A 25,134-nucleotide genomic window follows, 5' to 3' on the forward strand; every position below is an offset into this window, starting at 1 on the left:
CGGGCAGCGGCTAGAGTAGGACTTTGCCGCAACGAGCCCGAGCAATGAAGATCCTGCGCCCCACCCTGCTGACGCTGGCCTGCCTGCTGGCGCCCCCGGTCCTCGCCAGCGAGCTGCCGTCGCTGGGCGACGCCAGCTCGGCGATCGTCTCCGCCGACCAGGAGCACCAGCTCGGCCGCGCCTGGCTCAGCGTGCTGCGCGGCCAGGTGAAGAGTCTGTCCGACCCGCAGCTCAAGGACTTCGTCGAGAGCAGCGTCTACCGCCTGGCGGAAACCAGCCAGCTCGAGGATCGCCGCCTGGTCTTCGTCCTGCTCGACAGCCCGCAGCTCAACGCCTTCGCCGCCCCCGGCGGGGTGATCGGGGTCAATGCCGGCCTGTTCCTGCACGCGCAGAGCGAGGCCGAATACGCCTCGGTGCTCGCCCACGAACTGGCGCACCTGTCGCAGCGCCACTTCGCCCGCGGCCTCGAGGAGCAGCAGCGCATGCAGGTGCCGCTGATGGCGGCCATGCTCGCCGGCGTGGTGGCCGCCGCGGCCGGCGCCGGCGACGCCGGCATCGCCGCCATCGCCTCGACCCAGGCCGCCGCCATCCAGGCGCAGCGACGCTTCTCGCGGCAGAACGAGCAGGAAGCCGACCGCATCGGCATTCTCAACCTCAAGCAGGCCGGCTACGACCCGAGCGCCATGCCGAGCATGTTCGAGCGCCTGATGCGCCAGTACCGCTACACCCAGGCGCCGCCGGAATTCCTGCTCACCCACCCGCTCAGCGAATCGCGGGTGGCCGACACGCGCAACCGTGCCGAGCAGTTCAGCAACGGCGGAAACCGCGACAGCCTGCGCTACCAGCTGATGCGCGCCCGCGTGCAACTGAACTACGAGAACTCGCCGGGGCTGGCCGCCAAGCGCTTCCGCGCCCTGCTCGAGGAAAATCCGCAGCTGGATGCAGCGCGCTACGGCCTGACGCTGGCGCAGACCCGCAGCGGCCAGCTGGAGGCGGCCGCCAAGACCCTGCAGCCGCTGCTGGCCAAGGCGCCCAACGACATCACCTACAACCTCGCCCAGGTCGACCTCGACCTCGCCGCCAACCGCCTGGACGCCGCCGGCCAGCGCCTGCAGCGCCTGCTCGGCCTGTACCCGTCCAGCTACCCGCTGCGCCAGTACCAGAGCGAACTGCTGCGCAAGCAGAACCGTCCGGCCGATGCCGAGCGCCTGCTCGATCGCCTGCTCGCCGAGCGCCCCGGCGATGCCGAGCTGTGGTACCAGCAGGCTGAGACCCGCGGCCTGTCCGGCAACATCGTCGGCGTGCATCAGGCCCGCGCCGAATACTTCGCCCTGACCGGCGACTACGACCAGGCGCTGGAACAGCTCGACTTCGCCCGCCGCCGCGCCAGCGACAACTTCCAGCTGGCTGCGCGCATCGATGCGCGCCATCAGGAGCTGGCCGAGGAGAAGCGGATGATCGACAAGCTGCTGCGCTGAGCGCCGCGCAGAAACGCGAAGGCCCGGCGCAAGCCGGGCCTTCTGCATTCAGGGGGACACCCTCAGGCGTTGCCGGTCGCCTTCAGGCGCGCCGCCTGGGTGAAGTCGAGCATGCGCTTGAGCGGCTTGACCGCCCTGGGGATCAGCACCGGATCGACGTGGATCTCGTTGCTGCCCTCGCGCAGGCACTGCAGGGTGCGCTCCAGGGTGTTCATCGCCATCCACGGGCAGTGCGCGCAGCTGCGGCAGGTTGCACCCTGGCCGGCGGTGGGCGCCTCGATGAACGACTTGCCCGGGCACAGCTGCTGCATCTTGTAGAGGATGCCGCGGTCGGTGGCGACGATGAAGATCTGGTTGGTCAGGGTCTGCGCCGCCTTGATCAGCTGGCTGGTGGAACCCACCGCATCGGCCAGCTCCACCACCGACTCCGGCGACTCCGGATGCACCAGCACCGCTGCCTCGGGATACAGCGCCTTGAGGTCCTGCAGCTGCTTGGTCTTGAACTCCTCGTGGACGATGCACGCGCCTTCCCACAGCAGCATGTCGGCGCCGGTCTCGCGCTGGATGTAGCGACCCAGGTGCTGGTCCGGCGCCCAGAGGATCTTCTCGCCGTTGTCCATCAGGCTCTCGACGATCTCCAGCGCACAGCTGGAGGTCACCACCCAGTCGGCGCGCGCCTTCACCGCCGCCGAGGTGTTGGCGTAGACCACCACGGTCCGCTCGGGATGCTGGTCGCAGTAGGCGGAGAACTCCTCCACCGGACAGCCCAGGTCCAGCGAGCAGGTCGCCTCCAGGGTCGGCATCAGGATGCGCTTTTCCGGATTGAGGATCTTCGCCGTCTCCCCCATGAAGCGCACGCCAGCGACCACGATGGTCGAGGCCGGGTGCTGGCTGCCGAAGCGGGCCATCTCCAGCGAGTCGGCCACGCAGCCGCCGGTTTCCTCGGCGAGCGCCTGGAGGATCGGGTCGGTGTAGTAGTGGGCGACCAGCACGGCCTCACGCGCCTTGAGCTCGGCGGCGATGGCCTGGCGGTAGTCGGCGACTTCCTCGGCGGTCAGCGCGCGCGGCTGCTTGGCGTCGAGATGGGCCTGGACGAGGAGTCGTTCGGAGATCTGCGTCATGTTCGCTGCACCTGAAGGTTAGGGTGCGGGAACCGGAGTATACACCCGATCCAGAGCACCAGACGGGATAACAAGCGGGAGGTGGAACGGGGAACAGCGGGGAAAGTGGTGGGTCGTGTAGGGGTCGAACCTACGACCAATTGGTTAAAAGCCAACTGCTCTACCACTGAGCTAACGACCCAGGAAGATCTACATCTTGTTGCTTCACCCCAAACAGCCATGCCTGCCGGCCAACTCGGGGCTTGTGGAAAAAGTGGTGGGTCGTGTAGGGGTCGAACCTACGACCAATTGGTTAAAAGCCAACTGCTCTACCACTGAGCTAACGACCCAACGCCTGCGCATCATACTGATTTAATTCGGAATTTCAACTTTTTCCGAAAAAAAGTTCAAACGTAGCGGGTCGGATCGGCGACCCCGGCGCTGGCGAAGCCCTCGGCGCGCAACCGGCAGCTGTCGCAACGCCCGCAGGCGCGGCCGTCGGCATCGGCCTGGTAGCAGGACACGGTCAGGGCGAAATCCACCCCGCGGGCCAGACCGGCCTGGATGATCTCGGCCTTCGACAGGTACTGCAGCGGCGCGCGGATGCGGAAGCCCTCGCCCTCCACCCCGGCCTTGGTCGCCAGGTTGGCCAGGCGCTCGAAGGCGTCGATGAACTCGGGGCGGCAGTCCGGGTAGCCCGAGTAATCCACCGCGTTGACGCCGATGAAGATGTCGCGCGCGCCCAACACCTCGGCCCAGCCCAGCGCCAGCGACAGGAACAGGGTGTTGCGCGCCGGCACGTAGGTCACCGGAATGCCCTCGCCCGGGGTCTCCGGCACGGCGATGCTGGCGTCGGTCAGCGCCGAGCCGCCGATGCCGTTGAGGTCGATGCCGACCACCTTGTGCTCCACGGCGCCCAGCTGGCGCGCCACCCGCTCGGCGGCCTGCAGCTCGGCGCGGTGGCGCTGGCCGTAGTCGAAGCTCATGGTGTAGCAGGCGTAGCCCTCGGCGCGGGCCATGGCCAGCACGGTGGCGGAGTCGAGGCCGCCGGACAGCAGGATGACCGCTTTCTTGTCGCTCATGTTCAGTGCCCCGGCTCGTCGTTCCACAGGTACTTGTGCAGCTGCAGCTGCAGGCGCACCGGCAGGTTGTCGGCGATGATCCACTCGGCCAGAGTGCGCGGCTCCAGCTGCTGGTGGCTGGGCGACAGCAGCACCTCGCCGGCGCGCTGGTCGAGGCGGTACTCGATCAGCTTCGACACCGCCCAGTCGTAGTCCTCGCGCGAGCAGATCACGAACTTGACCTGGTCGTTGCGGGTCAGTTCGGCCAGGTTCTCGTAGCGGTTGCGGCCGACCTCGCCCGAGCCCGGGGTCTTCAGGTCCACCACCCGGCTGACCCGGGTATCCACTGGGGCGATGTCCAGCGCGCCGCTGGTTTCCAGCGACACCTGGTAGCCGGCATCGCACAGCGCCGCGAGCAGCGGGATGCAGTTGGGCTGCGCCAGCGGCTCGCCGCCGGTCACGCAGACATGGCGCGGCCGGTAGCTGGCGACCCGGGCGAGGATTTCCTCGAGGGTCATCAGCTCGCCGCCGCTGAAGGCGTAGGCGGTATCGCAGTAGCCACAGCGCAGGGGACAGCCGGTGAGGCGGACGAACACGGTCGGCAGGCCGACGGTACGCGCTTCGCCCTGCAGCGAATAGAAGATTTCGGTGATACGCAGAGTCTGGTTCATAAGCCCCGGGCGTGCTGGCGAAACAGGCCAACCGCCTCCGTTGCAGGATGTGGAAAAGGACAGTGATTTTAACGAAAAAACCCGCGCCAGGCGCGGGTTTCATCGACAACGCCTGCCGTCAGGGCAGGCGGGCCAGGTCGCGCTGGGCAAGCTGGGCGGCCGAGGTGCCCGGATACTGGGCGACCACCTGCTGGAGGATGCCCTTGGCCTTGCCGGCGTTGCCGAGGCGCTGCTCGACATCGGCCAGCTTGTACAGCGAGTCCGCGACCTTCTGGTGCTGCGGATAGCTCTGGCTGACCTGGGCGAAGGCGCGGCCGGCGCCCTGCAGGTCGCCCTGGGCGAGCTTGACCTCACCCAGCCAGTACTGGGCGTTGCCGGCGTACTGGCTGCTCGGATACTTGCGCAGGAATGCGGTGAAGGCCTGATCGGCCTTGGCAAAGTCCTTCGCCTTGATCAGGTCGAAGGCGGCGTCGTAGAACAGCTTCTCCTTGGCCGGATCCCCCGGTGCGGCATTGGCAGCCGGAGCCTGGGCGGCAGGAGCGGCGCCCGATGCGCCGACGGCAGGTGCCACCGGTGCCTGGGCGGGAGCCTGGGGTGCGGCGGACAGCCGGCTGTCGAGGTCCTGATAGCGCTCGAGGCTCTGCTGCTTGAGCTGCTGGATCTCGTACTGCTGCTCTTCCAGGGTGCCGCGCAGGCGGGCAACCTCTTCCTGCAGCTGCTGCAGCTGCAGGAAGAGCTCGCCTTGCGCCGAGGTGGTCGCGGCAGGCGCCGCGCCACCGGCGTAAGCAGCCCCCGTCGCCCCGTAACCGGACGGCGGATAACCGCTGCTGCCCTCCATGACGGGCACCTGGGCCCAGGTCGAGAGGGGCGCGGCCAGGGCCAGCAGGGTCAGGAGACGGGAGTGCTTGCGCATGGCTTCTTACTTCTTCAGCTCGACGCGACGGTTCTGCGCCCAGCTCTCTTCGCCGCTGCCAGCGGCCAGCGGACGCTCTTCACCGTAGGACACCAGCTCCAGCTGGGCCGGGGAAACGCCCTGCAGGACCAGGTAGCGCTGCACGGCCTTGGCGCGACGCTCGCCCAGAGCCATGTTGTACTCGCGGGTGCCGCGCTCGTCGGCGTGGCCTTCCAGGACGACGCGGGCGCCGTTGGCCTGCAGGTCGCGAGCATGGACGTCCAGGGCGCGCATGGCTTCCGGCTTCAGGTCGGAGCTGTCGTACTCGAAGTAGAAGGTGGTGATGGCGCGCAGAGCGGCTTCTTCACCGTTCATGCTGCCATCGACGGCACCGGCGTTGGCACCGTAGCCGGCGTTCGGATCAACAGCGCCTTCGCCAGCGGCGTCGCCACCCTTGGACGAGCAACCCACGGCAACTGCCATAGCCAGAGCCAGCGCAGCAAACTTGCCGAATTTCAGCATTTCCATCTTTCAAAACCCCAGTGGTGTGTTCAAAAACAACTTGTTCAGGACAACGCATTAAAACGAGCAGCAGCGCGCCCTCACTGAATGTAGGGCGACCAGGAAGGCTCGCGGATTTCACCCTGAGCTGCAGGCAACGGCAGACGAACGCGTCCGTTGGTGGAGACGAGCATCAGCACTCCACGGCCCTGCTGACGGGTGGCGTAGATTAGCATGGTGCCGTTGGGCGCGACAGTGGGCGACTCGTCCAGACTGGTCTGCGCGGAGAGCACGCGCAGGGTGCCGCGCTGCAGGTCCTGGGCCGCCACGCGGAACACGGTGAAGCCGTCCTGGCGATGGACCATCACCAGGGTCTTCTCGTCGGCGGACAGTTTCGGGTTGGCATTGTAGTTGCCGATGAAGGTCACCCGCTCCGCGCCGCCCGAACCGATGCTGGTCTTGTAGATCTGCGGCTTGCCGCCCCGGTCGGAGGTGAAGTAGATGGTCTGGCCATCCTTGCCCCAGAACGGCTCGGTGTCGATCGCCGGGCTGTTGGTCACGCGGCGCACCTGGCGGCTGCCCATGTCCATCACGTAGATCTCCGGGTTGCCGTCGCGCGACAGGGTGAAGGCCAGGCGGCTGCCGTCCGGCGACCAGGCCGGCGCGCCGTTGAGGCCCTCGAAGTTGGTGACCTGCTCGCGGCGGCCGGTGTCGATGTGCTGCACGAAGATGCGCGGGCGCTGCTGCTCGAACGACACGTAGGCGATGCGCCGGCCGTCCGGGGCGAAGCTCGGCGACAGGATCGGCTCGCGCGACTGCAGCAGGGTCACCGCGCGGGCGCCGTCGTAGTCGGCGCGCTGCAGGGTGTAGCGGGTGTTGTTGGCCGAGAAGCGTTCGGCAGTGACGAACAGCAGCTTGGTGGAGAAGGCGCCCTTGATGCCGGTGAGCTTCTCGAACGACTGGTCGGCGATGTAGTGCGCCATGTCGCGCAACTGGGCGGTGCTGCCGCCGACGCTGCCGGTCAGCATCTGCTGCTCGGTGGTGACGTTGAACAGCGCGTACTGGATCTGCACGCCGGCGCCGCCGGGCACGATGCTGCCGGTCAGCACGTACTGCGCGCCGAGGGCCTTCCAGTCGCGGTAGATCACTTCGCCGGCCTGGCTCGGCAGGCTGATCATGTTCTGCCGCGGAATCGGCTCGAAGTAGCCGGAGTTGCGCAGGTCGTTGCCGACGATCTCGGCCATGTCCTCGGGCAGCACGGCGCCGCCCTGCGAGGCGAACGGCACCACGGCGATCGGGATGGCCCGGTCGGTACCGCTGGAGATCACCAGCGGGTCGGCTGCCCTCGCCACACCGGCGAGCAGCGCCAGGCCCAGCAGGGCCATGCGGATCAGGGTGTTCACAGGCTCAAGTCCTCCGGTTTGAATATCATGGCGCGCTTTCGATACATGCGGTCGAAGGTCGCCCGGTCCAGTTGCTGCATTTCCGGTATGCGGCCGACGTTGCGCACCGCGGCTACCGCCGAATTGTCGAAGGCCACGTCCCCGCTGGAGCGGGTCACGCTGGCGTTGGTGATGGTGCCGTCGGGCAGCATCTGGATGGTCACCGTCACGCTCATCCCCTGGCGCGCCGACGGCGGACGCCGCCACTGCTGGCTGACCAGGTTGATGATCAGGTCATCGAGGTTGCCGGCCACCTTGTCGCCGACCTCGTCGGCCAGCGCCTGCTGATGCTGCACGTCGTCGGCGAGCAGCTCGGCCAGCGCGGCGGCCTTCTTGTCCTCCTGCGCCTTGCGGGCGGCCTCGGCGGCGGCTTTCTTCTTCGCCTCCTCGGCGGCAGCCTTCTTCCTGGCTTCTTCGGCAGCCTTCTTCGCCTGCTCCTCGGCGGCCTTCTTCTTGGCCTCCTCGGCGGCTTTCTTCTTCGCGGCCTCCTCCTGCGCCTTCTTCTTGGCGAGTTCCTCGGCAGCCTTCTTCTTCGCTGCCTCTTCGGCGGCCTTCTTCTTGGCGATGTCGGCCTGCTGCTTCTGCTCGGCAGCCTTCTTCTCGGCCTCGGCCTTGGCGGCAGCCTCTTTCTTCTGCGCCTCGGCCTTGGCCGCGGCAGCTTCCTTCTGCTTCTGCGCCTCGGCAGCCTTGGCCTGCTCCGCCTTTCGAGCCTCCTCGGCGCGCTTTTGTTCCGCAGCCTTGGCCGCCGCGATCTTCTGCTGCTCGGCCTTCTTCTGCTCCATCTGCTCGGTTTCGTACTGCGGCGCCGCCGTCTTCTGCGACTCGCCGGCGATGCGCTGGTTGGTCTGCACCTTCGCCTGACTCTGCGACTTGAGCTGGTACAGGGTGGCCTGGACGATCGGCCGCGACGGCGGCAGCTCCGGGGTCATGGCGAAGCTGACGAACAGCATGGCGAAGATCAGCACATGCAGGCCGACCGCCCAGATGCTCGGCCAGAAGTAGCTTTCCGAAGGAGAGCGCTCACGCTGCTGCATCAGGGCGCCTCGGTAATCAGCCCGACGTTGCCCACGCCGGCCTGCTGCAGACCGCCCATGGCCGCCATCACCGCGCCGTAGTCGACCGCCTTGTCGGCACGCACGAACACCTGCACCGGCTTACCCTGGCTGCGGTTCTGGTTCATGATCGCGGTGACCGCCTGGGTCATCTGCTCGAGGGTCAGTGCGGTGTCCTGCACGGTGTCGACGTCGACCTCGCTGCCCATGTTCCAGTAGTAGGTCTTGTCGGCCTTGATCGAGATCGTCAGCACCTGGGCGTTGTTGTCCTGCGGCAGCGCCTCGCTGCTCACCTTGGGCAGGTCGACCTTGACCCCCTGGTTGAGCATCGGCGCGGTCACCATGAAGATCACCAGCAGCACCAGCATGACGTCGATGTAGGGCACGACGTTCATCTCGGCGACCGGCTTGCGTCTGTTGCGAATTCTGGCCATGTCTTGAATCGAACCTGTCGGAAAAGCGGATCCGGCGGCGCCGTACTGGGCGCGGCCGGAGACGGCGTCAATCGTCGCTGGTGTGCACCTTGCGGTGCAGGATGGCCTGGAACTCGTCGGCGAAGGTGTAGTAGCGGTTGATCAGCATCTCGCCGCGGGCGGAGAAGCGGTTGTAGGCGATCACCGCCGGAATCGCGGCGAACAGGCCGATGGCGGTGGCGATCAGCGCCTCGGCGATGCCCGGCGCCACGGTGGCCAGGGTGGCCTGCTGCACCTGGGCCAGACCGCGGAACGAGTTCATGATGCCCCACACGGTGCCGAACAGACCGACGTACGGGCTGGTCGAGCCGACGGTGGCGAGGAACGGCAGGCTCTGCTCGAGCTTCTCCTCCTCGCGGGAGATGGCCACGCGCATGGCACGGTTGACGCCGTCCATCACCGCATCCGGGTCGACGCCGGGCTGCTGGCGCAGGCGGGAGAACTCCTTGAAGCCGGCGCGGAAGATCTGCTCGACGCCGGAGTCCGGGTCAGGGTTGCTGCCGGCCTGGCGGTACAGCTTGGACAGATCGATGCCCGACCAGAAGCGCTCCTCGAAAGTGTCCAGCCCCTTCTTGGCGGCACGCAGCATGCTGCTGCGCTGGAAGATCATGATCCACGAGGTGACCGAGGCGGCGACCAGGGCCAGCATCACCAGTTGCACCACGAAACTGGCATTGCTGATCAGGCTCCACATCGACATATGGTCAACGGCGTTGGCTTCCACGCTTACTCTCCTGCAGGGATTGGACCCGGCCCGGCGAAGGCTGCTCGCAGCGCTTCGGGAATGGCCCGGGGTTTGAAACTGTCGGCGCGCACGCAGGCCACCGTGATACGCCCTTCACAGAGCAGTGCATCGTCGCACATGCGGCGCACCTGCTGGCGAAAGACCAGACTGGCACGATTGAGTTCCACCACCTCGGCACTGACCGACAGCTCGTCGTCGAGCCGGGCCGGCGCCAGGTAGCGGGCCTCGGCCGAATGCACGACGAACAGCAGGTTCTCGCCGACCAGCTGCGACTGGGCAAGGCCCGACGCACGCAACCGCTCGGTGCGGGCCCGCTCCATGAACTTGAGGTAGTTGACGTAATAGACAACGCCACCGGCATCGGTGTCCTCGTAATAGACCCGACAACGGTGGCTGAACGGCTGGCTCTTGTTTTGCGCGCGCATACTCTAGTCCCGGCTCCCCCGGTTGCCAACGGTCGTGGCAACTATTTTTTCCGTCAGTCGTCGCCTGCGGCCGCTGCGGCGCCACGGCCCTCGCCGAGACGCCCCGGCACATCGAGACCGAAGTGCAGGTAGGCGTGACGGGTCACCACCCGCCCGCGCGGCGTGCGCATGATGTAGCCCTGCTGGATCAGGTAGGGCTCGAGCACGTCCTCGATGGTATGGCGTTCCTCGCCGATGGCCGCCGACAGATTGTCGATGCCCACCGGGCCGCCGTCGAACTTGTCGATCATGGTCAGCAGCAGGCGGCGGTCCTGGTGGTCGAAGCCGTGGGCGTCGATGTCCAGCATGTCCAGCGCACGGTCGGCGATGCTGCGGCTGATCGCACCCTGGCCGCGCACCTCGGCGAAGTCGCGCACCCGGCGCAGCAGGCGGTTGGCGATACGCGGCGTGCCGCGCGCGCGGCGGGCGATCTCGTAGGCGCCTTCGGCGTCGATGGGCAGGCCGAGGATGCCGGCCGAGCGGCCGACGATGGTCGCCAGGTCGGCGACGCCGTAGAACTCCAGGCGCTGGACGATGCCGAAGCGGTCGCGCAGCGGGTTGGTCAGCATGCCGGCGCGGGTGGTGGCGCCGATCAGGGTGAACGGTGGCAGATCGAGCTTGATCGAGCGCGCCGCCGGCCCCTCGCCGATCATGATGTCGAGCTGGTAGTCCTCCATCGCCGGGTACAGCACCTCCTCGACCACCGGCGACAGCCGATGGATCTCGTCGACGAACAGCACGTCGCCCGGCTCGAGGTTGGTGAGCAGCGCGGCCAGGTCGCCCGGGCGCTCCAGCACCGGCCCCGAGGTGCTCTTGATCGACACACCCATTTCCTGGGCGATGATGTTGGCCAGGGTGGTCTTGCCCAGCCCCGGCGGGCCGAAGATCAGGGTGTGATCCAGCGCCTCGCTGCGTCCGCGCGCGGCGCGGATGAACAGCTCCATCTGCTCGCGCACCACCGGCTGGCCGATGTACTCGGCCAGCTTGAGCGGGCGGATGGCGCGATCCTGCTGCTCCTCGCGCTCGCGCGGGCTGGCGGTGACCAGGCGGTCGGCTTCGATCATCGGGATTCACCCACGGGTTCAGGCCATGCCCTTGAGGGCACGGCGGATCAGTTCTTCGCTGGACAGGTCGGCAGCGTCCACCAGACTGACGGCGCGACTGGCCTCGGCCGGCTTGAAGCCCAGCGCCACCAGGGCGCTGACCGCATCGGCCTCGGCGCTGGAAACCGCCGGTGCACGCGCCGGCTCCACCACCAGCGGGGCGATGGCCGGCATGCTTTCCCAGACCTGGAAACGGTCCTTGAGTTCCACCAGCAGACGCTCGGCGGTCTTCTTGCCGACCCCCGGCACCCGCGTCAGCGCCTTGGTGTCGCCGGCCTGCACGCAGCGCACCAGCTCGTCCACCTCGAGGCCGGACATCAGCGCCAGGGCCAGCTTGGGACCGACGCCGTTGAGGCGGATCAGCTCGCGGAACAGCTCGCGCTCGCGCTTCTCGGCAAAGCCGTAGAGCAGCTGGGCGTCCTCGCGCACCACCAGGTGGGTGTGCAGGGTCAGCGCCTCGCCGACGCCCGGCAGGCGGTACAGGGTGGTCATCGGCACCTCCAGCTCGTAGCCGACGCCATTGACGTCGACCAGCAGGTGCGGCGGCTGCTTCTCCGCCAGGGTACCGCGCAAACGTCCGATCAAGATGGGTTCCTCGGGTTACAGGCGCAGGCGCCCGCCGCGCCGGCGGGCGGTGGCCAGGCCATGGGGAATCAGGCTCTGCCGGTGGTGGGCGTGACAGAGGGCGATGGCCAGGGCGTCGGAGGCGTCGATCTGCGGCTTCTGCAGCAGGCCCAGCAGGTGCATGACCATCAGCTGAACCTGCTGCTTGTCCGCCGCGCCGCTGCCGACCACCGCCTGCTTGACCTGGCTGGCGGTGTACTCGGCGACGCTCAGCCCCTCCTCCACCGCCGCGACTATCGCCGCGCCGCGCGCCTGGCCGAGCTTGAGCGCGGAGTCGGCGTTGCGCGCCATGAACACCTGCTCGATGCCGAGCATCACCGGCCCGTGCAGGCGGATCACCTCGCGCACGCCACGGTAGACCTTCTGCAGGCGCTCGGGCAGCGGGCCGTCGCCGGTGCGGATGCAGCCGGAGGCGACGTACTCGCAGCCGCGCCCGGTGTCGCGCACCACGCCGTAACCGGTGATGCGCGAACCGGGGTCGATGCCGAGGATCAGGGTCATGCAGGGGTCATCCGCCTTGTCCGCCAGCGTCACTCACTGGCTATTTATCCAGCCGCGAGTATAGGTGCCCCCTGCCGTGTCGTCACTCCCGATACGCCGGGGCATGACGACGCGCCCAAAAACAAAGCCGGAAGGGACGGGGCTCCTTCCGGCTCGGGTCACACCGACACCTGGCCTCAGCCGAGCTGCTCCATGATCTCGTCGGGGATCTCGGCGTTGTGGTAGACGTTCTGCACGTCGTCGAGGTCTTCCAGCATGTCGATCAGCTTGAGCACCTTCTGCGCGGTCTCCAGGTCGGTGATCGGCGCGGTGATCGACGGGATCATCGCCACCTCGGCCTCGTCGCCCTTGAAGCCGGCGGCGGTCAGCGCCTCGTTGACCGACAGGAAGTCGGCGAAGGAGGTGTACACCTCGACCGAACCGTCCTCCTCGGCGACCACGTCGTCGGCGCCGGCTTCCAGCGCCGCCTCCATCAGGGCGTCCTCGTCGACGCCCGGGGCGAAGCTGATCTGCCCCTTGCGGTCGAACATGTAGGCCACCGAACCGTCGGTGCCGAGGTTGCCGCCGCACTTGCTGAAGGCATGGCGCACTTCGGCCGCGGTGCGGTTGCGGTTGTCGGTCATGGCCTCAATGATGATCGCCACGCCGCTCGGCGCGTAGCCCTCGTAGCTCAGCTCGACCATGTTGTCGGCTTCGTTGGTGCCGGCGCCGCGGGCGATGGCGCGCTCGATGACGTCACGCGACATGTTGGCAGTCAGGGCCTTGTCCACCGCCAGGCGCAGGCGCGGATTGTCAGCCGGGTTGCCGCCACCGTGTTTGGCCGCGACGGTCAGTTCGCGGATCAGCTTGGTGAAGATCTTGCCGCGCTTGGCGTCCTGACGTTCCTTGCGGTGCTTGATGTTGGCCCATTTGGAATGACCTGCCATGACTCTCTCCGTCGTGTTGCTGGTGGATCTTGTACTTTTGCCGCGCCGAAACTGAAGGAGCCTGGCTTAACCAGGCTCCCGTGTCGGCTTATTCGGCCTTGGGCTGCTCACGCAGGCGGATGTTCAGTTCGCGCAGCTGCTTGGCGTCGACCACGCCCGGCGCCTGGGTCATCACGCAGGCGGCGCTCTGGGTCTTCGGGAAGGCAATCACTTCGCGGATCGAGCTGGCGCCGGTCATCAGCATCACCAGGCGATCCAGGCCGAAGGCCAGGCCACCGTGCGGCGGCGCGCCGAACTTCAGGGCGTCGAGCAGGAAGCCGAACTTCTCCTGCTGCTCCTCCTCGCTGATGCCGAGCACGCGGAACACGGCCTGCTGCATTTCCTTGCTGTGGATACGGATCGAGCCGCCGCCCAGCTCGGTACCGTTGAGCACCATGTCGTAGGCGCGCGACAGCGCGGCACCCGGGTTGGCCTCCAGCTCCTCCGGGCTGCACTTCGGCGCGGTGAACGGGTGGTGCATGGCGGTCAGGCTGCCGTCATCGTTTTCCTCGAACATCGGGAAGTCGACCACCCACAGCGGGGCCCATTCGCAGGTCAGCAGGTTCAGGTCGTGGCCCAGCTTGACGCGCAGGGCGCCGAGGGCTTCGGAAACGATCTTCGCCTTGTCGGCGCCGAAGAACACGATGTCGCCATCCACCGCACCGACGCGATCGAGGATCACGTTGATGTTGTCCAGCGGGATGTTCTTGACGATCGGCGACTGCAGACCTTCGACACCGGCAGCGCGCTCGTTGACCTTGATGTAGGCCAGGCCCTTGGCGCCGTAGATGCCGACGAACTTGGTGTAGTCGTCGATCTGCTTGCGCGGCATGCTCGCGCCGCCCGGCACGCGCAGGGCGGTGACGCGGCACTTGGGATCGTTGGCCGGGCCGGCGAACACCTTGAACTCGACGTCCTTGAGCTGGTCCTCGACATCCACCAGCTCCAGCGGGATGCGCAGGTCCGGCTTGTCCGAGCCGTAGCGGCGCATGGCTTCGGCCAGGGTCATGTGCGGCAGCTCGCCGAACTCGACGTCCAGCACTTCCTTGAACAGGTTGCGGATCATGGTCTCGGTCAGGCCCATGATGTCCTGCTCGTCGAGGAAGCTGGTCTCGATGTCGATCTGGGTGAATTCCGGCTGGCGGTCGGCGCGCAGGTCCTCGTCGCGGAAGCACTTGGCGATCTGGTAGTAGCGGTCGAAGCCGGCGACCATCAGGAGCTGCTTGAACAGCTGCGGCGACTGCGGCAGGGCGAAGAAGCTGCCGGCGTGGGTGCGGCTCGGCACCAGGTAGTCGCGCGCGCCTTCCGGGGTGGCGCGGGTGAGGATCGGCGTCTCGACGTCGAGGAAGCCGTTGTCGTCCAGGTAGCGGCGGATGCTGCTGGTGATGCGCGAGCGCAGCTTCAGCTTGGCGGCCATCTCCGGGCGACGCAGGTCGATGAAGCGGTAGCGCAGACGGGTCTCCTCGCCGACGTCGCTGTACTCGTCCAGCGGGAACGGCGGGGTCTCGGCCTGGTTGAGCACTTCCAGCTCGTAGCCCAGCACCTCGATGGCGCCGGAGGCCATGTTCGGGTTGACCGCACCAGCCGGGCGCAGGCGCACCTTGCCGGTGATCTTCACCACGTACTCGCTGCGCACGCGGTCGGCCTTGGCGAAGGTCTCGGCGCGATCCGGGTCGAACACCACCTGGGCCAGCCCCTCGCGGTCGCGGATGTCGAGGAAGATCACTCCGCCGTGGTCGCGACGGCGATGGACCCAGCCGCACAGGGTGACTTCCTGGCCGTCCAGGCTTTCGTTGAGTTGGCCGCAATAGTGGCTGCGCATCATGGTCGGTTCGCTTCTCAAAGGTCAGTCGTGGATTGCCGGCGGCGGTCGCTCCGCGGTTGCCGTGGGCAACCGCTGCCGCCACGGCCGCCGGCGCGACGCAGGCACGCGGGCAGCAGGCCTTGCCGTGATAAAGGGCGGGGATTATAGCCTGAAACAATCACGCGGCGCAGGCCCTGCGGCCCGCCGCTGGCGCCATCGCCGGCGGCGCTTTTCCCGGCCCACGCATCATGCTGGCGCGCGAGAATGCCGCCTGGCCGCAGCCCGCCGGAAGGCTGCCACCCTCGGCGCACCGGCAGCCGCTCCGCACAGCGCACCTGCAGGTCCCCACCCCGCCAGGCGAGCGCCTTTGCCCAACGGCGCAATTGAGCGCTGCCTGCCTTTACGGTTAAATAGCCGCCGCGTCCGCACCGCTCGCGTCAATTTCTCGCCGAGGCCGTCGCGGCGCCGTCCGGCCTGACCTGTACGCCCCTCTCCGGGCGTTCCCCTTCCCGCTTCGCCCCCGTCACGCCCGGACGCCATCGTCAGTATCCGTCGTTACCAAGGTGAGTTCTTTGAGCATATTGAAAACCGTCCATCTCCTATCGGGCGCGGCCGCCCTGCTGCTGTCGTTCGTCCCCAGTCTGCGCGCCGACGCCCTGCCCTGGCTGCAGCAGCCCGACGCCCTGTACCTGGCCTTCACCGGCCTGGCCAACCTGCTGGTCGCCCCCCTGGCCGATACCACGCGCGTGCGCCTGCAGCGCCTGGCCAGCGCCCTGCTGCTGCTTGCCGTGATCCTGCAGAGCCTGACCCTGCTGGTGCCGCTGGACAGCCTAGGCGGCCAGCCGGCGGTGCTGCTGTGCCTGCTCGCCCTGGCCCTCGCGGCGCTGGTGCAACTGCTGCCGCAGCCGCGTGCGGCCGCCTCCGAGGCCGCCGCCGCGCCGGCGGCACAGACCGCCCAGCGCGCCCCGCAGCGCCCGGCGCCGAGCGCCAGGCCGGCCGCCGCCGCCAGTCGCGGCGAGGCGAGAAGCCCGCGCGAAGCCGGCACGGTGAAGTGGTTCAACACTTCCAAGGGCTTCGGCTTCATCTCCCGCGACAGCGGCGACGACATCTTCGTGCACTTCCGCGCCATCCGCGGCGACGGCCACCGGGTGCTGGTCGAGGGCCAGCGCGTGGAGTTCACCGTGGTCCAGCGCGACAAGGGCCTGCAGGCCGAGGACGTGCAGATCCTCGAGGACTGAGCCCCTTCGCAACGACAGCGCCCGCCAACCGGCGGGCGCTGTCGTTTGCGGACCCGATCATTCGTGACCCGGTCATTCGTGACCCGGTCATTCGTGACCCGCTCAGTAGTGCGGCGGCGGCGCCTCGTCCTCGGCGGGACCGATCTGGCCGACCAGCTCGGCCTGGCGCGCGGCCAGCGCGGCGATCTGGCGCTGCAGCAGATCGATCAGCCGGCCCTGGGCGAGCAGCTCGTCGCTGAGCTGCTGCAGGGTGTCGTCCTGGAAGGCCAGGCGGGTTTCCAGTTCGGTGACGCGCAGCTCCAGACTCATGCGGCCTCCGGGGCGAAGCGGAAGTCCTCGGGATCGAGCACCAGGCGCAGCTTGGCGCGCACCTCGCGGACCTGCTCCGCGGTGTAGGGGTGCGCCGGCTGGCGCCCCCACACCGGCGCGGGCCAGGCGGCGTCGTTGCGCCGCCGCACGATCACGTGCATGTGCAGCTGGCTGACCACGTTGCCGAGAGTGGCGACGTTCATCTTGTCGGCCTTGAAGGTGTCCTTGAGCAGCTCGGCGAGCAGCAGGGTCTCGCGCCACAGCGAACGCTGGTCGGCCGCGTCGAGCTGGAACAGCTCGCTGACCTCCTCGCGGCGCGGCACCAGGATGAACCAGGGATAGCTGGCGTCGTTCATCAGCAGCAGGCGGCACAGGGGGAAGTCGCCCATGTGCAGGGTGTCCTGCTCCAGGCGCGGATCGAGGGCAAACATGGCTGCATCTCCTTGGGATGGGGTGGCGATGCGCGCCAGTGTGCCACAGCTGCCTCCTCAACTGGCCGGCGACAGGCCGCGCGGCAGCCACACCTCGACCTGCAGCCCGCCGAGGGGCGACTCCGCCAGCTGGATCTCGCCGCGATGCAGCTCGACGATGCGCTGCACGATGGACAGCCCCAGGCCGGCGCCCTGCCCCTCGCCCTGGCGATAGAAGCGGCGGAACAGCAGCTCGCGCTGCTCGGCCGGCACACCCGGGCCGCTGTCGGCCACCCGCAGACCGACGCGCTGCGCCTCGACCTGCAGGCTGACGGCGATGCGCCCGCCCGGCGGCGTGTACTGCACGGCATTGCCGACCAGATTCTGCAGCAGGGTGCCGAGGCTCGGCGCATCGCCCAGCAGGCGGTGGTCCGCCATGTCGTCGCAGTCGAAGCTCAGCTCCTGGTCGCGCTCCAGCGCCAGCGGGATCAGCTCGGCCAGCTCGCCGCGCACGTAGCTCGCCAGGTCCAGCTCGGCCATGCCCAGCTGGCGGGCAGCCGGCTCCAGGCGCGCCAGGGTCAGCAACTGGGTCACCACGCGGGTGGCGCGCTCGACCCCGGCCACCAGCTGGCGCAGGGCCGCCTCGCGGTCGGCGGCTTCCGGCGCCTCCAGAGCGTTCTGCGCGTGGATGCGCAGCACCGCCAGCGGCGTGCGCAGCTCGTGGGCGGCGTCGGCGAGGAAGCGCTTCTCCCGCTCCAGCAGGGTGGTGACCTGGAGGAGCAGGCGGTTGAGTGCGGCGACCATCGGCTCCAGCTCCTGGGGCAACGGCGCCAGGGTCAGCGGGGCGAGGTTTTCCGCATCACGTGCCTTGATCAGCCCGACCACCTGCTGCAGCGGCCGCAGGCCGAGGCCGACCGCCGACCATACCAGCAGCGCCAGCAGCGGCAGGCCGACAAGGTCGGGCAGCAGGCTGCGCAGGGTGATGCTGCCGACCAGTTCGCCACGCACATCCTCGCGCTCGGCGACCAGGATCCAGTGGCGGTCGGCCAGGTCCTGGCGCACGAACAGCCGCCACTTCGCATCTGCCAGGCTCAGCGTGTGGTAGCCGACCAGCCGCTCGGCCCGGGCGGCCAGCGACACGCCTGCCGGCGCCTGCGCGCCGGTCTGCTGCAGCAGGCTGGCCAGCAGCCCGGGGGGTGCGCTGGCCGACTGCAGCAGCACCTGTCCCCGCCCGTCGAGCACCTGGAAGGCCAGCTTGGTTTCGTAGCGGTGTCCCTCGACGAGCGCCGGGCCACCATCCGGCTCGTCCCGCACGCGCAGGGCGGCATCCAGCGCCTGCTGCAGGGTCGTACGCAGCGCCGGCGACAGCTCGCCGCCGACCATGCCCTCGAGCAGACGCGCACTCTGCGCCAGCTGGGCATCGAACAGCTCCTCGATCTCGTGCTTGGCGTCGCTGTAGCTGAGCCAGGAGATCACCGTCAGCGCCAGGATCAGCACCCCCAGCACCCGCGCCAGGGTGCGCGAGCGGATCGAGCGCAGCCTCACGCCTTGTCCACCAGATAGCCGACGCCGCGCACGGTGCGGATCAGCTCGGGGAAGAACTTCTTGCGCAGGTGGTGCACGTGCACCTCGAGGGCGTTGCTCTCCACCTCCTCGTCCCAGCCGTAGAGCACCTGCTGCAGCCGGTCGCGGGTCAGCACCCGCCCGGGCTGGGCGAGCAGCTCGTGGAGGAGGAGAAACTCCTTGCGCGGCAGGTTGACCGCCACGCCCTGGAAGGTCACCTGCTGGCTGTCCGGCTCCAGACGGATGCCGCGATACTCCAGCGCCGGCTGGGCGCGACCGAAACTGCGCCGCAGCAGGGCGCGCAAGCGCGCCTTGAGTTCGGCGACGTCGAAGGGCTTGACCAGGTAATCGTCGGCGCCGGCATCGAGGCCGGCGATGCGGTCGCTGGTGGCGTCGCGTGCGGTGAGCACCAGCACCGGCATCGCATTGCCGGCGCCGCGCAGGCGGCGCAGCACCTCCAGGCCATCCATGCGCGGCAGGCCGAGATCCAGCACGCACAGATCGAAATCCTCGTGACTGAGGGCATGCCAGGCGCTGGCGCCGTCCTGCACCCAATCAACGGTATAGCCCTCGGGCTTGAGCGCAGTGCGGATACCCTCGCCCAGCCCCCTGTCGTCCTCCACCAGCAAAATCCGCATCCACGCCTCCTCGATTCGGGACCCTGACCGGCACGAAAACGCCGGGCGGGCGAGAGTATCGCACCCTCGCCGACCCGGCGCTCGAATCGTCGCCGGCGACTCAGCGCAGCTTGGCCCGCGCCTTCTCCAGCAGTGCCTGGGCCTCCTTGCGGCGGCCGGCGTCGGCCACCTCGCGCCCCGGGCGCGGCGGTGCGGCCAGCGCCTGCTCCAGCACCTTCTCGGCTTCGGCATAGCGCTTCTCGCGCAGCAGGAAGTCGCCGTAGAAGTAGTTGGGGTCGATGCCATCGGGATTGAGGGTCAGCGCCTGCTTGAGCAACTGCTCGGCGCGCTCGTCGTCGCCGAAGCCGACCGGCCAGCCCGGCACCTGATAGTAGAGCGAGCCCAGGCTGGTGTAGGCCGAACCATCGAGGGCCTTGGGATCGAGCTCGATCGCCCGCTCGAACTGGCTGCGCGCCTGCTTGACCAGGTCCAGGGCGCCCAGCCCGCCCTTGGCGCCGGCCCAGGTGCTGAGGATGATGCCGTTCCAGATCAGCAGCTCGGGGGCCTGCGGCTCGGCCTTGACGACGGCCTCGGCCTCGCCCGCCAGCCTGGCGAAGGCAGCCTCGCGCTGCGCCTCGGGCAACTGGTAGTTGATCTCGGCCCAGCGCCCCTGCAACTGCTTCAGGCTCTGCTCGCCGGCAGCGGTGAGGGCGAAGCTCGGCAGGCTGAGCAGCAGGGCGCCGCCGAGGACCAGATTGCGCACGAAGGATTTCGACATGGTTCCACTCCATTCCCGGGATACGTGCCCGCTGGCCGGACTCGGGCGCAGTCGCCGCGCCCCCGGACCGCACCAGCTCAGCATCGACGACACACAGCCAGCAGGGGCTGCGCCGCTCACGACTTGCCGCGCGCGAAGCGCTGGATGATCGGCAGCTGCTTGCGCAGCGCCTGGTCGACAACCCGCGGCAGCAGGCTGTTGAGACGCACGAAGAGCTTTTCCGGCCAGCCGAGGTAGAGCTCCTCGCTTTCGCGACCGATGGCGGCGACCACCGCCTCGGCCACCCAGGCCGGGTCGTCCATCGCCACCTTCAGCTCGTCGTTCATCGCCACCACGCTCTGCTCGTTCATGCCGGTGCGGGTGGCGCGCGGAGCGACGTACATGACCTTGACCCGGGTGTCGGCCAGTTCGCGACGCAGCGCCTCGGAAAAACCGCGCAGGGCGAACTTGCTGGCGCAGTAGGCCGCGAAGCCCGGATAGCCGATCGAACCGAAGGTCGAGCCGATGTTCACCACCAGCGCCCGCTCCTGCTGGCGCAGCATGGGCAGCAGGCGGTGGGTCAGCTGCAGGGTGGCCGTGACGTTGAGCTGGACCAGGGCGGCGATGGCCTCCTCGTCGTGCTGCTCGAGCAGGCTGAAGTGGTTGACCCCGGCCGCGTTGATCAGCAGGTTGACGCCGCCGATGCGGCGCGCGGCCTGCAGCACCGCATCGCGTCCGGCGCTCTGGGTGATGTCGGCGCACACGCTCTCGGCGCGTCCGCGGCAGCGCTCCACCAGTTGAGCCAGGCGTTCGGGCTGGCGGCCGACCAGCAGCAGCCGCGCGCCACCGGCGCAGAGGTGTTCGGCCAGTTGCTGGCCGATGCCGCCGGTGGCACCGGTCAGCAGGATACGGCACTCAGCGAGTTGCATGCGGGCTCTCCATCGGCAGCGGCAGGCTGCGGAACATGTCGCCGTAGAGACGGTAGACCACCTTGGCGGTGTGCACCACGGCGGCCTGGTCGTCGGCGTCGTCGAGACGGTTCATCAGTTTCTCGAAGAACGCCACGTGGCTGATGTCCAGGCTGCCATGGGAGGTCAGGTAGCTGAACGCCTGCGCCGGCAGCTGCAGGCGCTCCTGGATGATCTCCGCCGCCTGGGTGGCCAGGGCGATGCTGGTGCCCTCCAGCACGTTGACCATGCCGAAGAAGCTCACCGGGTTGCAGCGGGCGATGCGGTCGTAGACGTAGCTGACCATCAGCTCGGTGGGCAGGTTGGGGGTGGCCCGGCGCACCGCCTCGGCATCCGCCCCGCAGGCGCGGATGTCGTTGAGGATCCACTCCTGGTGGCCGTACTCCTCCTCGATGTACTCGGCGATCGCACCCCGCAGCCACTCCAGGCGCTCCGGCAGGCGTGCGCCACAGGCCATCAGCAGCGGCACGGTGTGCTTGACGTGATGGTAGGCCTGACCGAGGAAGGCCACGTAGGTGTCGAGACTGATCCGCCCCGCCAGCACCTCACCGAAGATGGGCGCCGCCAGCAGGTACTCGCGTTCGGCCTGGGTCTGCTGCTGCAGGGACTCGTAGAAACTCATGGGTGCTGTTCCTCTTGAACTGGGACGCTCGATTCGGCCATCAGACTGGCGATGGCGCTGCGATAGTGCTGAAAGAGCGCGGCGCGGCGCAGCCGGCCGTTGCTGGTGGCCAGGCCGTTGGCCTCGCCGAAGGGCTGATCGGCGCGCAGCCAGCGGTGCGCACGGGCATAGTCGGGCAGGCCGGCGTTGACCGCGTCCAGCGCCGCCTGCAGCTGGGCATCGCTCACCTGTGCCGAGCGCGGCACCAGCACCGCAACGTTGGCCGGCAGCGCCTCGCCGTGCAGCCAGGCCTGGGCGATCGGCAACTGCTGGACCAGCTCGGCCTCGACCCACTCGGGGTTGACGTTGCGGCCGAAGGCGGTGACGAACTGGTGCTTCTTGCGCCCGTGCAGGACGAGGAAGCCATCTTCCCAGTGCCCCAGGTCGCCGGTGCCCAGCCAGGCATCGGTCTGCGCCGGCTCGCCGAGATAGCCGAGGAAGGTCGCCCCGCGCACCAGTACCTCGCCGTCGTCGGCCAGACGCACCTCGGCGTGCGGCAGCGGCCGGCCGACGCTGCCGATGCGGCGCTGCCCGGGGGTGTTCAGGCAGACCACCGAGGCACACTCGGACAGGCCGTAGCCCTCGAACACCGGCAGGCCCAGCGCCTCGGCGCGCTCCAGCAGCTGCGGCGCCACCCGCCCGCCGCCGACGGCGATGAAGTGCAGCGAATCCGGTAGCGCCTGGCCACCCTCGGCGGCGGCGACCAGCGCCAGCAGCAACTGCGGCAGCAGGATCAGGCTGCTCGGCCGCACCCGCGCCAAGGTGGCGAGGAACGCCGGCAGCTCGAACTGGCTGGCGCCACGCATGCCGACCGCGGCCAGCGACGGGATCTCCAGGCAGGCGCCGAGCAGCAGCGGCGCATAGTTGCCGGCCAGGTTCTCCAGCAGCACCGCCAGCGGCAGCACGCACAGATGGCGCTCGATACCGCTGCCGGCGGTGGCCCCGGCGATGCTCTGCGCCACGCCCAGCATGGCTTCGGCCGACAGGCACACCCCCTTGGGCTGGCCGGTGGTGCCCGATGTGTAGGTGATCTTCGCCGTGCCGGCCGGTAGCTCGGCCTGTACAGCCGGCTCGCGCCAGTGCAGCACGCCGCGGGGAACGAAGCCCAGGGCGGCGAACGCCTGCGGCTCGCTGGCGATCAGCGCATCGACGCCGGCACTTTCCAGCACGTGGCGCTGCTGCGACGGCGAGAAGAACCCCGGCACCGGCACGCAGGGCAGGCCGGCGAACAGCGCCGCCAGATCCCAGAACAGCCACTCGGGACCATTGTCCAGCGCCAGGGCCAGACGGCGTACACCGTGGCGCTCGAGGAGCGCCCGGCGCTCGCCGACCTCATCGAGCAGCTCGGCGTAGCTCCAGCGGCGAGTGCCATCATTCAGTGCAGGGCGCGCACCATGGGCGAGCAGTCGCTGGCGAAAACCTTCAACCACAGGCGACATGGGCAAGCTCCCCGTCCAGGCCATGACGCGGCTGGTAGCCCAGCCGCCGGTAGATGCCCAGCGCCTGCAGGCGCTGGTGGGCGGCCAGCACGTCGCCGACCATCACCTGCGGCTGGGTGGCGTAGTAGCTGCCCCAGTCGGCCAGCTCCGCCCCCAGGCGCTGGCCGTCGGCCGGCCCCAGGTGCAGCAGGCTCAGCCCCAGGCGCTGGAAGCTGTTGAGCAGCAGCGGCGTGCCGGTGAAGGCCACCCAGCGAAAGCCCGCGGTGGCCAGCAGCTCGGTGAGCGAAACGATCAGCAGGCGCGCATGCCCGCCGCCCAGGGCGGCCAGGTTGCCGACCTCGGCGATCCGCCCGCGCGGCGGCAGGCCACCGCCGCCCAGTTCGGCGATGCGCTGCTCGACCGGCGCGTCCAGATAGCGCTCGAGAAACAGCGGGGCGGACTGGCCGCAGCGCACGCCGAGGGCGGCCTGCAACTGCTGCTCCTGATCGTAGAGCCCCAGCAGGCAGGGCATGAAATGGCGCACCCGTGCGCCGTAATGTTCGGCGAAGCGCTCGCCGATGAAGTTTTCCAGCTGTCTGCGACGGCTTGTGCACGGCTCTTGCATGGCGACATGCAAGGCCAGCTCGGCGTTCGTACCGACCGTCGCCAGAAAATCGTCCCGACCAGCCTGAAGCGGTGCCATGAATGGGGCCTCCCCCTCTAGGGTACTGAAGCAATTCTGGTAGGTCAGACTTAACGCAGTCTTAAGTGCGACGAGAGGCGCAACCGGCAGGCCAGACACCGTGACTGCCGCCACGCAGGCGACGAGCGCAGCGGCACTGAACTTCCGCGGGACTTGAGCATCGTGATATAAGCTCTTGCCGACAAAAAGAAAGTAACGGTCCTGTCAGCACCAATCACGGGGCCACAAGCACTTCGCAAAAATCAGGGGCAATTCGTTATGCAATTCAAGAAGTTGAGCATCATCGCACTGGCCGTCGCGGCCGCTTTCGCGCAACTGGCCCAGGCCAGCGAGCAGTCGGAGTCCAAGGGCTTCGTCGAGGACAGCAACCTGGTCCTGCTGAACAAGAACTTCGCCTTCTACCGTGACTTCCACAACAACCCGGGCGGCCAGAACTACCGCAACGAGTGGGCGCACGGCATCCTGGCAACCTACGAGTCGGGCTTCACCCAGGGCACCGTCGGCTTCGGCGTCGACGCCCACGCCATGCTCGGCCTCAAGCTCAACAGCGGCGGCGGCACCAACGGTACCGGCCTGCTGCCGGTCGGTGACGACGGCAAGGCCGACGACGACTATTCCGAGGCCGGTGGCGCCATCAAGGTTCGCGTCTCCAGCACCACCCTGAAATACGGCAACCTGATGCCGACCGGCCCGGTGTTCGCCACCGGTACCGCGCGCCTGCTGCCGGGCACCGCCGAAGGCTTCCAGCTGCTGAGCAACGAGATCGACGGCCTGAACCTCGACGCCGGCCACTTCACCTCGACCAATGACGTCAACTCGTCCAACCACGATGGCGAGATCCTCGCCGCCTATGCCGGCGTCGCCGCGGACTCGGCCGACTACGTCGGCGGCTCCTACAGCATCAACGACGACGTCAGCGTGTCCCTGTACGGCTCCGAGTTCGAAGACGTGTGGCGCCAGTACTACGGCAACCTCAACTACAACATTCCGCTGGGAACCGAGCGCGCGCTGAACTTCGACTTCAACATCTACAAGACCAGCGAAACCGGCGACGAGCTGGTCGGCAAGATCGACAACACCACCTGGTCTCTGGCCGCCGCCTACAGCATGGGCGCGCACAAGTTCACCCTGGCCCACCAGCGCGTCAACGGCGACGAGCCGTTCGACTTCCTGGCCCTGGGCGAAGGCCAGTCCGGCGACTCGATCTTCCTCGCCAACTCGGTGCAGTACTCCGACTTCAACGGCCCGAACGAGAAGTCCTGGCAGGTGCGCTACGACCTCGACATGGCCAGCTACGGCGTGCCGGGTCTGAGCTTCATGGCCCGCTACATCACCGGCGATGACATCGACGGCACCAAGGCCGACCCGACTGGCGCCTACGCTGGCGTGTATGGCGACAACCAGAAGCACTGGGAGCGCAACCTGGAAGCCAAGTACGTGGTCCAGGAAGGCGCCGCCAAGGATCTGTCCTTCCGCATCCGTCACGCCACCCACCGCGCCACCGCCTTCGACAGCGACCTGGACGAAATTCGCGTGATCACCGAGTACCCGCTGGACATCCTGTAACACCCAGCTGCTCGCTCGCTGAAACGGAAGCCCGGCCCTCGCGCCGGG

At 68.3% G+C, this 25,134-nt stretch carries 27 protein-coding genes, 2 tRNA genes and 1 pseudogene; 4 read left to right on the forward strand and 26 right to left on the reverse strand.

What is annotated here, in order from left to right:
- The first annotated feature begins 44 nt into the window (after positions 1-44).
- Complete coding sequence (locus SK095_RS09860) at positions 45-1,478, forward strand: M48 family metalloprotease (RefSeq protein ID WP_201485613.1); 1,434 nt, start codon at positions 45-47, stop codon at positions 1,476-1,478.
- Between the two features lie 62 nt (positions 1,479-1,540).
- Here the strand turns inward: SK095_RS09860 and nadA are convergent, their stop codons facing one another.
- The 17 genes from nadA to aspS all read right to left on the reverse strand — a co-directional run bounded on the left by nadA (position 1,541) and on the right by aspS (position 14,897).
- On the reverse strand, positions 1,541-2,599 hold the full coding sequence (gene nadA / locus SK095_RS09865; protein ID WP_320548737.1) for a quinolinate synthase NadA: 1,059 nt from the start codon (positions 2,597-2,599) through the stop codon (positions 1,541-1,543).
- Between the two features lie 106 nt (positions 2,600-2,705).
- Positions 2,706-2,780: transfer RNA gene (locus tag SK095_RS09870), tRNA-Lys, on the reverse strand.
- Between the two features lie 73 nt (positions 2,781-2,853).
- Positions 2,854-2,928, reverse strand: a tRNA-Lys gene (locus tag SK095_RS09875).
- 57 nt (positions 2,929-2,985) lie between these two features.
- Positions 2,986-3,660 carry a 7-cyano-7-deazaguanine synthase QueC gene (queC, locus tag SK095_RS09880; RefSeq protein WP_320548738.1) on the reverse strand — a complete coding sequence of 225 codons (675 nt, stop codon included), beginning with the start codon at positions 3,658-3,660 and terminating at the stop codon, positions 2,986-2,988.
- 2 nt (positions 3,661-3,662) lie between these two features.
- On the reverse strand, positions 3,663-4,310 hold the full coding sequence (queE, locus tag SK095_RS09885; RefSeq protein ID WP_320548739.1) for a 7-carboxy-7-deazaguanine synthase QueE: 648 nt from the start codon (positions 4,308-4,310) through the stop codon (positions 3,663-3,665).
- A gap of 118 nt (positions 4,311-4,428) precedes the next feature.
- On the reverse strand, positions 4,429-5,223 hold the full coding sequence (gene ybgF / locus SK095_RS09890) for a tol-pal system protein YbgF (RefSeq protein ID WP_320548740.1): 795 nt from the start codon (positions 5,221-5,223) through the stop codon (positions 4,429-4,431).
- A 6-nt stretch (positions 5,224-5,229) separates the two neighbouring features.
- The gene (pal, locus tag SK095_RS09895; RefSeq protein ID WP_136489842.1) at positions 5,230-5,730 is read right to left on the reverse strand and encodes a peptidoglycan-associated lipoprotein Pal; all 501 of its coding nucleotides are present in this window, start codon (positions 5,728-5,730) and stop codon (positions 5,230-5,232) included.
- Between the two features lie 74 nt (positions 5,731-5,804).
- Positions 5,805-7,106 carry a Tol-Pal system beta propeller repeat protein TolB gene (tolB, locus tag SK095_RS09900; RefSeq protein ID WP_201485608.1) on the reverse strand — a complete coding sequence of 434 codons (1,302 nt, stop codon included), beginning with the start codon at positions 7,104-7,106 and terminating at the stop codon, positions 5,805-5,807.
- A complete protein-coding gene (gene tolA / locus SK095_RS09905; RefSeq protein WP_414153887.1) occupies positions 7,103-8,182 on the reverse strand; it encodes a cell envelope integrity protein TolA in 1,080 nt (359 codons plus the stop codon). Before tolA ends, tolB begins: the two co-directional genes overlap by 4 nt.
- Entirely contained in the window at positions 8,179-8,631 is a 453-nt protein-coding gene (gene tolR / locus SK095_RS09910) for a protein TolR (RefSeq protein WP_136489839.1), read from the reverse strand. The genes tolA and tolR overlap by 4 nt, the downstream gene beginning before the upstream one ends.
- 67 nt (positions 8,632-8,698) lie before the next feature.
- Positions 8,699-9,394 (reverse strand): protein TolQ, encoded by a 696-nt coding sequence (tolQ, locus tag SK095_RS09915; RefSeq protein ID WP_136489838.1) that lies wholly within the window; start codon positions 9,392-9,394, stop codon positions 8,699-8,701.
- A 2-nt stretch (positions 9,395-9,396) separates the two neighbouring features.
- Entirely contained in the window at positions 9,397-9,840 is a 444-nt protein-coding gene (gene ybgC, locus SK095_RS09920; RefSeq protein ID WP_136489837.1) for a tol-pal system-associated acyl-CoA thioesterase, read from the reverse strand.
- 53 nt (positions 9,841-9,893) lie between these two features.
- Positions 9,894-10,943, reverse strand: a complete 1,050-nt coding sequence (gene ruvB, locus SK095_RS09925; protein WP_201485604.1) for a Holliday junction branch migration DNA helicase RuvB — start codon at positions 10,941-10,943, stop codon at positions 9,894-9,896.
- Between the two features lie 18 nt (positions 10,944-10,961).
- Positions 10,962-11,567: a Holliday junction branch migration protein RuvA gene (ruvA, locus tag SK095_RS09930; RefSeq protein ID WP_201485603.1), complete on the reverse strand. Its 606-nt coding sequence runs from the start codon at positions 11,565-11,567 to the stop codon at positions 10,962-10,964.
- Between the two features lie 15 nt (positions 11,568-11,582).
- A complete protein-coding gene (ruvC, locus tag SK095_RS09935) occupies positions 11,583-12,107 on the reverse strand; it encodes a crossover junction endodeoxyribonuclease RuvC (RefSeq protein WP_320548742.1) in 525 nt (174 codons plus the stop codon).
- 176 nt (positions 12,108-12,283) lie between these two features.
- Positions 12,284-13,033 carry a YebC/PmpR family DNA-binding transcriptional regulator gene (locus tag SK095_RS09940; protein ID WP_136489833.1) on the reverse strand — a complete coding sequence of 250 codons (750 nt, stop codon included), beginning with the start codon at positions 13,031-13,033 and terminating at the stop codon, positions 12,284-12,286.
- An 88-nt stretch (positions 13,034-13,121) separates the two neighbouring features.
- On the reverse strand, positions 13,122-14,897 hold the full coding sequence (gene aspS, locus SK095_RS09945) for an aspartate--tRNA ligase (protein WP_320548743.1): 1,776 nt from the start codon (positions 14,895-14,897) through the stop codon (positions 13,122-13,124).
- A 542-nt stretch (positions 14,898-15,439) separates the two neighbouring features.
- Between aspS and SK095_RS21745 the strand changes: the two are divergent.
- Positions 15,440-15,715 (forward strand): annotated as a pseudogene (locus tag SK095_RS21745) (cold shock domain-containing protein membrane protein); the annotation flags it as partial.
- 207 nt (positions 15,716-15,922) lie between these two features.
- Positions 15,923-16,114, forward strand: coding sequence for a cold-shock protein (locus tag SK095_RS21750; protein ID WP_136489458.1), 192 nt, complete (start codon positions 15,923-15,925; stop codon positions 16,112-16,114).
- Between the two features lie 102 nt (positions 16,115-16,216).
- Here SK095_RS21750 and SK095_RS09955 read toward each other — a convergent pair whose 3' ends face one another.
- The 9 genes from SK095_RS09955 to SK095_RS09995 form a co-directional block, all read right to left on the reverse strand.
- Positions 16,217-16,423 carry a SlyX family protein gene (locus SK095_RS09955; protein ID WP_136489407.1) on the reverse strand — a complete coding sequence of 69 codons (207 nt, stop codon included), beginning with the start codon at positions 16,421-16,423 and terminating at the stop codon, positions 16,217-16,219.
- Complete coding sequence (locus tag SK095_RS09960; RefSeq protein ID WP_320548744.1) at positions 16,420-16,854, reverse strand: HIT domain-containing protein; 435 nt, start codon at positions 16,852-16,854, stop codon at positions 16,420-16,422. Before SK095_RS09960 ends, SK095_RS09955 begins: the two co-directional genes overlap by 4 nt.
- A 57-nt stretch (positions 16,855-16,911) precedes the next feature.
- Entirely contained in the window at positions 16,912-18,378 is a 1,467-nt protein-coding gene (locus tag SK095_RS09965; protein ID WP_320548745.1) for an ATP-binding protein, read from the reverse strand.
- Positions 18,375-19,034 (reverse strand): response regulator, encoded by a 660-nt coding sequence (locus SK095_RS09970; RefSeq protein ID WP_136489409.1) that lies wholly within the window; start codon positions 19,032-19,034, stop codon positions 18,375-18,377. The genes SK095_RS09965 and SK095_RS09970 overlap by 4 nt, the downstream gene beginning before the upstream one ends.
- A gap of 100 nt (positions 19,035-19,134) precedes the next feature.
- A complete protein-coding gene (locus tag SK095_RS09975; protein WP_136489410.1) occupies positions 19,135-19,791 on the reverse strand; it encodes a TRAP transporter TatT component family protein in 657 nt (218 codons plus the stop codon).
- A 116-nt stretch (positions 19,792-19,907) separates the two neighbouring features.
- Positions 19,908-20,699: an SDR family oxidoreductase gene (locus tag SK095_RS09980; RefSeq protein WP_320548746.1), complete on the reverse strand. Its 792-nt coding sequence runs from the start codon at positions 20,697-20,699 to the stop codon at positions 19,908-19,910.
- On the reverse strand, positions 20,686-21,360 hold the full coding sequence (locus SK095_RS09985) for an iron-containing redox enzyme family protein (protein ID WP_320548747.1): 675 nt from the start codon (positions 21,358-21,360) through the stop codon (positions 20,686-20,688). The genes SK095_RS09980 and SK095_RS09985 overlap by 14 nt, the downstream gene beginning before the upstream one ends.
- The gene (locus tag SK095_RS09990; RefSeq protein ID WP_320548748.1) at positions 21,357-22,838 is read right to left on the reverse strand and encodes an AMP-binding protein; all 1,482 of its coding nucleotides are present in this window, start codon (positions 22,836-22,838) and stop codon (positions 21,357-21,359) included. Before SK095_RS09990 ends, SK095_RS09985 begins: the two co-directional genes overlap by 4 nt.
- Positions 22,822-23,520: a thermostable hemolysin gene (locus SK095_RS09995; RefSeq protein ID WP_178084051.1), complete on the reverse strand. Its 699-nt coding sequence runs from the start codon at positions 23,518-23,520 to the stop codon at positions 22,822-22,824. Before SK095_RS09995 ends, SK095_RS09990 begins: the two co-directional genes overlap by 17 nt.
- A 258-nt stretch (positions 23,521-23,778) precedes the next feature.
- On the opposite strand from SK095_RS09995, the gene SK095_RS10000 reads away from it, so the two are divergent.
- Positions 23,779-25,086 carry an OprD family porin gene (locus SK095_RS10000; protein WP_320548749.1) on the forward strand — a complete coding sequence of 436 codons (1,308 nt, stop codon included), beginning with the start codon at positions 23,779-23,781 and terminating at the stop codon, positions 25,084-25,086.
- Positions 25,087-25,134 lie beyond the last annotated feature (48 nt).

Origin of the sequence: Pseudomonas sp. AN-1, assembly GCF_034057115.1 — a bacterium.
In the GTDB taxonomy this organism is placed as follows: domain Bacteria; phylum Pseudomonadota; class Gammaproteobacteria; order Pseudomonadales; family Pseudomonadaceae; genus Geopseudomonas.

Coding starts and splice junctions, on each gene's coding strand:
- ruvC (WP_320548742.1), bottom strand. CDS start 12,107: ATGACCCTGATCCTCGGCATCGACCCCGGTTCGCGCATCACCGGTTAC.
- SK095_RS09960 (WP_320548744.1), bottom strand. CDS start 16,854: ATGTTTGCCCTCGATCCGCGCCTGGAGCAGGACACCCTGCACATGGGC.
- ybgF (WP_320548740.1), bottom strand. CDS start 5,223: ATGCGCAAGCACTCCCGTCTCCTGACCCTGCTGGCCCTGGCCGCGCCC.
- tolR (WP_136489839.1), bottom strand. CDS start 8,631: ATGGCCAGAATTCGCAACAGACGCAAGCCGGTCGCCGAGATGAACGTC.
- ruvB (WP_201485604.1), bottom strand. CDS start 10,943: ATGATCGAAGCCGACCGCCTGGTCACCGCCAGCCCGCGCGAGCGCGAG.
- SK095_RS09975 (WP_136489410.1), bottom strand. CDS start 19,791: ATGTCGAAATCCTTCGTGCGCAATCTGGTCCTCGGCGGCGCCCTGCTG.
- SK095_RS09940 (WP_136489833.1), bottom strand. CDS start 13,033: ATGGCAGGTCATTCCAAATGGGCCAACATCAAGCACCGCAAGGAACGT.
- SK095_RS09955 (WP_136489407.1), bottom strand. CDS start 16,423: ATGAGTCTGGAGCTGCGCGTCACCGAACTGGAAACCCGCCTGGCCTTC.
- pal (WP_136489842.1), bottom strand. CDS start 5,730: ATGGAAATGCTGAAATTCGGCAAGTTTGCTGCGCTGGCTCTGGCTATG.
- aspS (WP_320548743.1), bottom strand. CDS start 14,897: ATGATGCGCAGCCACTATTGCGGCCAACTCAACGAAAGCCTGGACGGC.
- SK095_RS09970 (WP_136489409.1), bottom strand. CDS start 19,034: ATGCGGATTTTGCTGGTGGAGGACGACAGGGGGCTGGGCGAGGGTATC.
- SK095_RS09860 (WP_201485613.1), top strand. CDS start 45: ATGAAGATCCTGCGCCCCACCCTGCTGACGCTGGCCTGCCTGCTGGCG.
- SK095_RS09995 (WP_178084051.1), bottom strand. CDS start 23,520: ATGGCACCGCTTCAGGCTGGTCGGGACGATTTTCTGGCGACGGTCGGT.
- ybgC (WP_136489837.1), bottom strand. CDS start 9,840: ATGCGCGCGCAAAACAAGAGCCAGCCGTTCAGCCACCGTTGTCGGGTC.
- SK095_RS10000 (WP_320548749.1), top strand. CDS start 23,779: ATGCAATTCAAGAAGTTGAGCATCATCGCACTGGCCGTCGCGGCCGCT.
- SK095_RS09980 (WP_320548746.1), bottom strand. CDS start 20,699: ATGCAACTCGCTGAGTGCCGTATCCTGCTGACCGGTGCCACCGGCGGC.
- queE (WP_320548739.1), bottom strand. CDS start 4,310: ATGAACCAGACTCTGCGTATCACCGAAATCTTCTATTCGCTGCAGGGC.
- SK095_RS09990 (WP_320548748.1), bottom strand. CDS start 22,838: ATGTCGCCTGTGGTTGAAGGTTTTCGCCAGCGACTGCTCGCCCATGGT.
- SK095_RS09985 (WP_320548747.1), bottom strand. CDS start 21,360: ATGAGTTTCTACGAGTCCCTGCAGCAGCAGACCCAGGCCGAACGCGAG.
- queC (WP_320548738.1), bottom strand. CDS start 3,660: ATGAGCGACAAGAAAGCGGTCATCCTGCTGTCCGGCGGCCTCGACTCC.
- nadA (WP_320548737.1), bottom strand. CDS start 2,599: ATGACGCAGATCTCCGAACGACTCCTCGTCCAGGCCCATCTCGACGCC.